Source organism: Glycomyces sp. NPDC050141, assembly GCF_055586545.1.
Genome location: NZ_JBVJHZ010000017.1, coordinates 102,142 through 111,591, shown reverse-complemented (window position 1 = coordinate 111,591; position 9,450 = coordinate 102,142). Strand labels below are relative to the sequence as shown.

The window sequence follows — 9,450 nt, the reverse complement described above, 5'->3', positions numbered from 1 at the left end:
GCCATTCCGGAAAGAAAAAAAAAACCCGGAAGGGGAGAAAAAAACCCCCCCGAGAGGGGAGAACGAGGACGCCCCCCCCCTCCCCCCCCCCCCCCCCCCCCGCCCCCCCCCCCCCCCCCCCCCCCCCCCCGACTCGTCCTATTCGAACAGGGAGAGCGTGATGGTGGAGGTGTAGGAGCCGGGCTCGACGTCGGCCGGGACCTGGAGGGTCAGGGTCGCCCCGGCCTGCCACGAGCCGATCGCCTCGTCGCTGGTGAGCGCCATGGCCAGGAGCTCCTGGCCTTGCAGGCCGACGTTGTTCGGGGCCTCGTCGGTGTCGAGCGCCGGGGCGACGTCCGGGCCCACGGCGACGGCGCCGGAGCCGTCGTCGGCGAGGGTCGGCGACCAGCCGAGGTTCTCCGAGCCGATCGGTTCCTGGCCCGCGTCGCCGGTGAAGCTCGACGCCGTGCCCTCGACCCACCAGAACGCGCCGTCGGGGATCTCTTCCGCGGTGCGCGTGTCGGTCACGGTGACCGTCGGCAGCTCGCCGGTGAACTGGCGCACCGCGCCCGCCGAGCCGTCTTCCACCAGGGTCGCGCTCGTGCCGTCCACGCTCATGGCGAGGACGCCGGGTTCGAGGTCCTCGATGACCACATTCACGTCCACATCGGAGCCGGTGCCGACCTGGTCCTGGGCGAACGCCGCGCCCGCGACGCCCGCGAGCATCGCGCCGCCGAACGCGGCCACGGACACCCGTTTCACTGTTCCACGATTCATCTTCAGGGGCCTCTCTTCGATCAGTAGCGGGGGGCGTCCGTCGCCCTCCGCGCCGCGCCGGTCAGGCACCGGTGCGGCGGTGGCGGCGGCCCGGGGGCCGCCGCCGTGCGCGCCTCAGCCGCAGCTCGCGGCTGCGAAGGCGGCTTCTCGTACTGCGGCGGTGCCGTCCGCTGCCGTCGCGGTCACGCTGAGCGTGCCCGCCGCGATCTGCGCCGCCCTGGTGGTGAACCCGCTGGTCGACGTGCCGCCCGCGGCGAGCGACCCGATCGTCTTGCTGCCGTAGGGGGTCGAGACGACGAGCGACACCGGTCCCGTGCTCTGGTTCGCGACCGACACGGTCAGGACGACCTTGCCTGCCACGCACCGCGATCCGAGCGCCACCGCGAACGCGGGCCCGATGGGCTGCGGGGCGACGCTCGTCAGCGTCGGAGTGACGGGCTGGAACAGGCCGTCCGCGCCGATCTCGAGCCGGTCGATCGTGGTCTCGCGGTGGGTGCCGTCGCCGCCGGAGAGCGCGAACCGGTGGTAGGCGATGTACCAGTCGTCCGTGCCGGGCACGTTGATGATCGAGCTGTGGCCCGTCGCCTTGATGCCGAGCGAGGTGTCCTTCTGGAGGATCACGCCGCGGTAGGTCCACGGCCCGTCGAGGCTCGTCGCGGTCGCGTAGCCGACGCGGTAGTTCTCCGAGCCGGTGTCGTCGATCGAGTAGGTCAGGTGGTACAGGCCGTCGCGGTAGTTGAGGAAGACGCCCTCGCGGAAGTCGGTCAGGCCCGAGATCCGCTTGTAGGTGCCGGCCTTGACCGAGACCATGTCGTCGTTCAGCTCCGCGATGACGGGACTGCCGTTGCCCCATGCGATGAAGTACTTGCCCGACACGGGGTCGTGGAAGGCCGCGGGGTCGATCGCCTGGCCCGAGGTGACCGCCTCGTTGTTGAGGATCATCGCGGTCGGCTGCGCCGTGAACGGGCCCTCGGGGCTGTCGGCGACGGCGACGCCGATGGTCTTGCGGTTCAGCGCCGTGTTGTGGCCGCTGAAGTAGAAGTAGTACTTGCCGTCGCGTTCGATGATCGTGGGCGCCCACGCGTTGCCGCTGGCCCAGGGGACGTCTCCGTTCGCGCCGTCCAGGGTCAGGATGGGTTCCTCGGAGCGCGTCCAGTCGACGAGGTCCTTCGAGGACCAGACGTAGAAGTCCTTGCCGCCCCAACCGGAGTACCCGTCCGTGGTCGCGTAGATGTAGTACGTGTCGCCGAAGACGGCGATGTTCGGGTCGGCGTAGAGCCCCGGCAGGACCGGGCTGCTGACGATCTGGGCCGAGAAGGTCCAGGTCGTAGTCTGGCCGTCGGCCGTCACCGTGTACTCGACGGGTTCGGTCAGGTCCACGACCGAGCCGGACGCGGGCGAGGCGGTGGCGCCCGTCGCCGTCGTGAAGGTCGGCGCGAGTGCCGAGACGTTGGTGCCCTTGACGACCGGGAGGACCACGGTGTGGGCCTCGGTGTCGATGAGCGGCGCCGTCGCGAGCGCGGCGGGGTCGGCGAGGGACACCTCGGTGACCGCGCCGGTCGCGCCCGCCGCGTCGAGCACCTCGCCCGAGCTCAGGGCCCGGTCGTAGACCGCGAACGACCGGAACTTGCCCTTGAAGCGGGCGTCCTGCTCGTAGAGCGAGCGGCCGAGGTAGTTCGCCCAGGTCTCGCCGCCGGAGATGTCGCCGGGGTCCGCAGTGACGCCGGCCTTGGTCGCGACGAGCACGCCGTCGAGGTACAGGCGGGCCGTCTCCCCTTGGAGCGTGTAGGTCAGGTGCGCCCAGCGTCCTCTGGGGAGCGCCGAACCGGAGCTCGCCGTCTGCTCCGCGGAGTACGTGCCGGTGGTGATGCTCGTGCGGTACGAGCCGTTGCCGGTGGTGAAGAGGTAGCCCCGCCCGGCGCCCGCGGCGTCGGTGTTGCCCATGCCCCAGATGAAATAGCTGCCGGACTGCGCGGTGTCGACCCACACGTCGGCGTCGACGGAGATGTCGGTGAGACCGGCCATCAGGTCGTCGGGCAGGTCGACGTAGTCGTCCGAGCCGTCGAAGGTCAGCGCATCGTCGGACCAGCTGGCGCCGTTGATCGTGGCGTCCCGGCCGTTGCCCGAGACGTCGTGGAGCGTCGTCCCCTCGCCTTCGGTGAAGTCGTAGCGGACGACCTCGCCGTCCTCATTGGAGGATATCGGGGCGCGGCCCTCGTAGAGCCCTGCGAGTTCGGCGGCCGTCACGGGGATCACGGTGCCGTGGCGCGGGCTCGCGGGGAGGTCGTAGTTCGCCGCGACGGTCCAGCCGCCCGCGGCGATGTCGTCGGTGACGAGCGGGATGTAGCCGCGCCCGCCGTACTCGTCGACGAACAGGTAGTGCTTGCCGCCGCCGTTCACGTCGCCCGGGTTCGACTTGAAGATCGAGGGGCCCTCGACCGCGCTCGTCCCGGCGTCGCGGCCGATGCACGAGTCGATCATGGTCCACTCGTCGAGCGGGGCGCGCAGCGAGGCCGAGGACTCCTGGATGATGTCGGAGCACCCGGTCGTCCCGGCGCCCTCGTCCTTCGTGAAGCGGTAGTAGACGCCGTCGTCCAGCGTGACCGTCGAGTCGATGCGCGACGTGCCGTCCTGCCAGATCTGCGGCTCGCTGAACGTGGTGAAGTCGCGGGTCGTCGCGTACAGCATCCGGTTGTAGGTGCTGCCCGCGTGGGCGGTGTCGCTCGACTCGTACAGCTTCGAGGCCCAGAACACGACGTACGCGCCGAGCTCGGTGTCGTAGTACGCCTCGGGCGCCCACGTGTTGCCCGCCGTCTCGGGCGAGACGAGCACGTGCCGCTGCGCCGACCAGTTCACGAGGTCGTGCGACTCCCACACTTCGAGGTACCGGCTGCCCTGGCGCTGGGACGCGTCCCAGGTGGTGCCCGAGCCGATCGAGAGGTCGGTCGCGATGAGGTAGAAGGTGTCGCCCTCGGGCGAGCGGATGATGAACGGGTCGCGCAGGCCCTGCTCGCCGTACTGCGAGGACAGGACGGGGAGCCCGCCGTTCAGCTCGTTCCAGGCGAGGGCGTTGTTGCCGTCGCTCGCGGCGAAGTGGATGTTCTCGCCCGCGACGGAGTTCCCGGTGAAGTACGCGAAGGCGTACCCCTCGTACTCCTGCTGCTCGTGGGCGGCCCGCACGGTGAGGGCGAACGCGCGGGTCAGGCCGCCGACCGTCGCGGTCAGGACGACCTGCTGGTCGGCGGTGCCGCGGGTGACGGCGCCGGGCGCGACCGCACCATTAACCGAAGTGGACACGATGCCCTCGGGAGAGGCGGTCCAGGTGATCGCGTTGCCGTGGACGGCGCCGGCCTGGGGCAGCTCGATGTTGCCGCGGATGTCGTCGGCGTTCGGGATGGCGATGGCGTCGAGGTCGGCCTGGAAGTCGGCTTCGCCGGTCGCGGGCACCGTCGCGGTGAAGTCGCGGGTCGCCGTCGCGGCACCCTTTGCGGCCGTTGCGGTGAGCGTGACCTGGGCGGTGCCGCTCGCGGGGCGCGTCACCTTGCCCGTGGCCGAGATGACCGAGGCGTCGCTGGTGGCCCAGGTGATCGAGGAGCCGTTCGGCGCGGCCGTGGGCAGCGCGAGGTCGGCGGTCACGTTCGCGAGGTCGCCGAGCGCGATCGCGTCGAGGTCCCGCTGCGCCTTGGTCTGGTCGGACGGCTGGAGCGCCGCGACCTCGGTTGCGGAGAGCGCCGTGTCGTAGACGCGGAAGTCGCGGACGCTCCCGGCGAGGTACCGGTCGGCCGCGTAGTTCGAGCGGCCGATGTAGTTCGCCGTGGTCGTACCGCCGCCGATCTGCGCGGGAGTGACCGTGACGCCGGTGTTCTGCGCGACCTGGACGCCGTCGAGGTAGACCGTGGCGGTGTCCGTCGCGTCGTCGAGCGTGTAGGTGATGGTCTTCCACACGCCGCGTGCGAGGTTCGCGCCGCTCGTCGTGTTCTGCTCGCCCGACCAGTTGCCGGTCGTGATGGCCGTGCGGTACGCGTTGCCCGTCGAGAACAGGTAGCCCGTGCCGGAGCTGGAGGTCGCGGGGTTGCCGAGGCCGTAGATGAAGTACGGCGTGCCCTGCTCGGCCCGCACGAGCACCTCGGTGCTCACCGTGATCGAGGCGAGCCCGGCGAGGAGGTTGTCCGGGAGCTTGACGTGGTCGTCACTGCCGTCGAGGCGGATGCCCTCGCCGCCGGTGAGCGTCGCGCCCCCAGAGATCTGGGCGTCGCGGCCGTGGCCGGAGCTGTCTGCGGCGACCGTCCCGCTCGTCTCGTCGAGCGCGTAGTGCGCCACGAGGTGGTCCTCGGCCGCGGCCTGCGCCGGGGCGGCCCCCACCGCCGCGAAACCGAGTGCCGTTGCGGCGGCGAGGAAGCGGAGCGTGAAGCGGCTCGCTTGGGATGGCGCGTCCATGCGCTCTCCTTTGACGGGACGTGGCAACAGCGTTGTTACCGGTATCAGATACTAACGGGAGTGATGCTCGTGAAACAAGAGGTGCGGCCCGGCCCCCTTGTCGGAGGCCGGGCAGCCGGGGTTCAGCCGCAGGTGAAGGCGGCGTACGACGCCCCGATGTCGACCGTGGCGGTGCCGCCGACGAGCCCGACGGTGGCGGTGACGGTGCCTCCGGCGATCGAGGCCGCCCGGGTCGCGAACGTCTGCGACGCGGAGGCTCCGGCCGCGATCGAGGCGACCGTCTTGTCCCCGTAGGGGGTCTTGACGACGACCGCCAGCGGCGCCTCGGACGTGTTGGTCACCGTGGTGACGAGCTGGACCCTGCCTGAGACGCAGCGCGGCACCGCGGTGATCGCCGCTGAGACAGGAGGCGCGTGCACGATATGCACTGTGTAGACCGCGGTCGTCGCATGGTCCTGCGCGTAGGCGGTGAGGGTGACGTCGGTCGTCCCCTCGCCCACGGCGATCGTGCGCGGCAGGGTGTCGTCGATGAGGACGTCCCCCACGAAGACGAGCCCGCTGGGCGTTCCCGGCGACACGTGGAGGACCGTCTCCGATGCACCGGCGGGCACGGTCACGGTGTACTCGCGCACCGCCGGGTCGAACGCCGGAGCGATCTGGCCGCCGTCGAACGACAGGCTGGCGAGGGCCGCGTCCGTGTCGTAGTGGTCCGACGCGGTCGTGTAGACCCCGTAGACCCCTCCGACCAGGCTCGCACCGGTCCCCTGGAACCGCACGGTGACGACCGGGATGCGGTTCCCCGCACCGTCGAGCACGTACGCGCCGTTCTGGTCCCGCTTCCAGCTGTCCGCGGCCGCGATGCCGTCGAGCACCGCGCGCGGGATCTCGTCGTACTGGACGTACCAGTCCGTCGCGCCCTGCGCGTTCGTGACGGTCTCGTGCTTGAGGAGCACGTCGTTGACGTAGACGTCGAACGTGCGCCCGCTGTCGCCGCCGTAGTACCGCACCCCGAGGTAGTTCGCCTCGAGGCCGGGGTCGACGATCATGTCGTACTGGAACCAGGCGTCGGCGGCCTTCTCCGCGTGCCGGAACGGCTCGCCGCGCCAGACGCCCACAGAGGACTTGTTGAACGCGTAGTTCTTGTCGGCCTCGGAGTTGTTGTTGTCGAAGGACGTCAGCGCGTCGATCGTCGTCTCGTCCTCGCGCAGCTGCTCCTTGTCGGCGCGGATGAGCGCCTGCGCCTCCGCCGAGTCCGGCTCGACGAGCGTCACGTACGTCGCGTACCGGGCGTCGTAGAGGCTGTAGTACGGCTCGAAGGTGAGCGCGGCGGCGGCGTCGTCGACGCCGTGCAGCTTGAACCGCATGGTGTCGAGCCCGTTCAGGTTCTCGCCGTCCTCGATGCGTACGAGGTGCTGCGCGATGTCCGCCTTCCACTGCTCGGCGTCGTCGACCACGACGTTGCCGTTCAGGGACGGGTCGGCGGTGCCCATCTGCACGAGTACGCCTGCGGTGTAGGAGGAGTCGACGTTCTCGCGGCTGAGCTCCGCCGCGAGCAGTACGGGGCCGTAGGTGAACGCGACCCAGTTCGCGTTCTCCGTGGTGTCCTCGACCTTCACCTCGGCGGGGAGGGTGTACACGATCTCGTCGCCCGCAGCGACTGCGAAGGACAGGTAGCCGTCGGCGGCCGCGACCTCCAGGGCCTCGCCGTTCACAGTGAGCTGGGGCGTGCCCGCGACCCAGTCCGGCACGCGCAGGCGGAGCGTCGTGCCCTCCGCGACCGCGCCGCCGTCGAGCCCGGCGACGCTCAGCCGCACGGTGTCGTCGCGCGGCACGTCCGCCACCTGCGTCAGGAGCAGGTTCCGGTCGGCGTGCTCCAGTACTGAGGAGCGGAACTGGTTGACGTAGACCGAGTCCTCGTCGCGGAAGTAGAACGCCGTGCCGAGCTTCGTGAAGCTCTCGACGCCCGTGCCGTGGTCGCACCAGAACTGGTCGAACTTCGTCCCGAACACCTTGGCGTACCCGGCGGTCTGCGGCTGGAAGTACGTGACCATGCCGGTCTCGGGGTTTTGCGAGGCGAGGATCGTGTTGGTGAACGTCGACTCGTAGAAGTCGGCGTACTTCACGTCCTTCGTGACCGCGAACAGCGCCTCGCTGAGCTTGAGCATGTTGTACTCGTTGCACCCCTCCGATGTGGAGTTCTCGCCGTAGCCGGTGGTGACGCCGTTGTTCGCGTGCTCGTACAGCGTGTCCGCGCCGTGGAAGTGCTCTGACTGGCTGTTGCCTCCGTTGGCGTAGGTGTGGTCGTCGACGACCATCTGCCAGAAGTTCTCGGCCGCCGTGCGGTACATGCCGAGACTCGACTTCTCGGTGTCCGTGAGCTGGGCGTACAGGTGCGGGTTCTCCGTGAAGACCGTGTAGCGCTTGAGGGCGCCGACGAGCTTGGGGATGGTCGTGTTGGCGTGCTTGCCGTTCAGCACGTCCTGGCCCGCGGCGAGCTGCTGGAAGAGCGCCACCTCGTCGAAGTACTCGGCCGCGCGCTTGTGCGCCGGGTCCTCGGTGATGCTGTAGAGCTCGTAGAGCGCCTCGTTCATCCCGCCGTACTCGGTGTTCAGGATGACCGAGGGGTTCGACAGCGACGCGGCGTAGTTCCGCGTCCAGGTCCCGAACTCGGACGCGACCGCGAGGGCCTCGGACGAGACCTCCTCGGGCGCGTACTCGTACGCGTCGAGGAGCCCGGCGAGCACCTTGTGCAGGTTGTAGAACGGCACGAGGAGCCCGTCGCCGCCGCTCGGGAGCACGCTCTGGGCGAACGGGGCCACGTAGCCCGCGCTCGACGGGTGCGCCGCCGCGTAGGCGTCCTGGCTGCGCGCCAGGCCGTCCACGGCTTCGGTGAGCTCCGCGAGCAGGAGTTCGCGCGTCGCTTCGTCCTCTGTGGTCGCATAGGCCTGCGACAGCGCGGAGATGTAGTGGCCGAAGAAGTGGCCCTGGAACCGCGTGCCGCTCGACCGCTCCCAGCCGCCGTAGCCCGAGGCGGTCGTCGGGGTGAGCCCGGCCGTCGTATAGAAGGAGTAGAGGAACTTCCCCGAGTCGAGTTCGAGCAGGTAATCGCTCGTCTTCGCGTTGGCGTTCTGGAGGTACGGGTCCTCCACTGCGACGTTCTCGAGCCCCGCGTCCAGCAGGTGCATGGCGGCCTCCTCGTCGATCGGTTCCACGGTGACGGCGAACTCGCGGGTCGCCGTGCCGCCGCCGTACGTGCCGGTGGCGGTGAGCCGCACCGTGGTGGAGCCCGACTCCGGCGCGGTGACGTCGGCCAGGCTCCCGTCGATGCGGATCACGGCGGGGTTCGAAGACGCCCACGAGATGCCCGTGCCGCTCGCGCCTTGGAGGGGCACCGCGAAGTCGTAGGACGCCGTCGCCGCGAGGGCGACCGCGTCGAGGTCGGCCTGGGCGACCGTAGCCGGGTCGAAGCCGGGGTCGTGCGCCTGCGTGAGCGCGATGACGTCGTCGACCGAGGCGGTCGCGCTGTACAGCGCGTAGTCGTCGAGCAGGCCCGTGACGTGCGATCCGTTGTAGCGAGGGCCGTTGTAGCCGAGGGTCTTCACCGTGGTCGACTCCGACCCGAGCACCCCGGTCGAGGTGCCGCTCACCGGGTACTTCACCGTCGAGGTCTGCCGGACGCCGTTGCGGTAGAAGGCGACCGCCTTCGTCTCGCTGTCGTAGGCGGCGACGACGTGCGTCCACTCCCCCACCGGGAAGAACGCCGCGCGGTCGGCGTCGACCGCGACCTTGTACGGCTGGCCGGTGGACGGCCCGACCGACAGGACGAGCGGCGACGAGGCGCTCTCCGAGGTCAGGTACCAGCCGTCGGCGTTGTAGGCGTCCTTGCTCCACGCGAAGACCTGCTCGCCCGCCATCGCGGCGGTCGGCTTGTACCAGAACGACACCGTGAGGTCTTGGGGCTGCAGGTAAGCGGCCGTGCCGAGCCGGATGGCGCTGGAGCCGTCGAACCGGAACGCCTGGCCGCCGTCGAGGCCCTCGGCGTACGCCTCGGTGCCCTGCTGCATCGTGACGGCGGCGGCGTTGGCGCTCGTGTCGGCGAGCGAGCCGTCGAAGCGGAGGTCGAGGACCTTGGCGTCCGCGAAGGAGGTCGCCTCCGCCGCGGCGGCGGGCGCGAGCCCCGGGACGATCATCGCCAGGGAGGCGGCAACGGCGAGGCCGACGCCTCCCGCGCGGCGTATTGACATGCGGCGCATGGGG

At 70.3% G+C, this 9,450-nt stretch carries 3 protein-coding genes; all 3 read right to left on the bottom strand.

The window, feature by feature from the left end; all coding sequences use genetic code 11:
* Nucleotides 1-138 precede the first annotated feature (138 nt).
* A complete protein-coding gene (locus tag ACZ60M_RS12705) occupies nucleotides 139-741 on the bottom strand; it encodes a hypothetical protein (protein ID WP_465417566.1) in 603 nt (200 codons plus the stop codon).
* Nucleotides 742-870: 129 nt separating this feature from the next.
* Nucleotides 871-5,193, bottom strand: a complete 4,323-nt coding sequence (locus ACZ60M_RS12700) for a family 43 glycosylhydrolase (protein WP_465417565.1) — start codon at nucleotides 5,191-5,193, stop codon at nucleotides 871-873.
* A 122-nt stretch (nucleotides 5,194-5,315) separates the two neighbouring features.
* Nucleotides 5,316-9,437 carry a beta-L-arabinofuranosidase domain-containing protein gene (locus tag ACZ60M_RS12695; RefSeq protein ID WP_465417563.1) on the bottom strand — a complete coding sequence of 1,374 codons (4,122 nt, stop codon included), beginning with the start codon at nucleotides 9,435-9,437 and terminating at the stop codon, nucleotides 5,316-5,318.
* Nucleotides 9,438-9,450: the final 13 nt, after the last annotated feature.